Genomic DNA, 237 nt, shown 5'->3' with positions numbered 1-237 from the left:
CTCGGCTTAGGTCCCGACTTACCCTGGGAGGACGAGCCTTCCCCAGGAAACCTTAGTCATTCGGTGGACAGGATTCTCACCTGTCTTTCGCTACTCATACCGGCATTCTCACTTCTAAACGCTCCACCAGTCCTCACGGTCTGACTTCGCCGCCCTTAGAACGCTCTCCTATCACGTGCACATAGTGCACATCCACAGTTTCGGTAATATGCTTAGCCCCGGTACATTTTCGGCGCA

Annotated in this window: 1 rRNA gene; it reads right to left on the bottom strand. The window is 54.0% G+C overall.

The annotated features are described in order from the left end of the window. Positions 1-237 (bottom strand): 23S ribosomal RNA (locus LMC10_RS02055); the annotation flags it as partial.

The organism is Limosilactobacillus reuteri subsp. simiae (genome assembly GCF_020784875.1).
GTDB lineage: Bacteria > Bacillota > Bacilli > Lactobacillales > Lactobacillaceae > Limosilactobacillus > Limosilactobacillus reuteri_H.
This window is presented reverse-complemented; position numbering and strand designations above follow the sequence as displayed.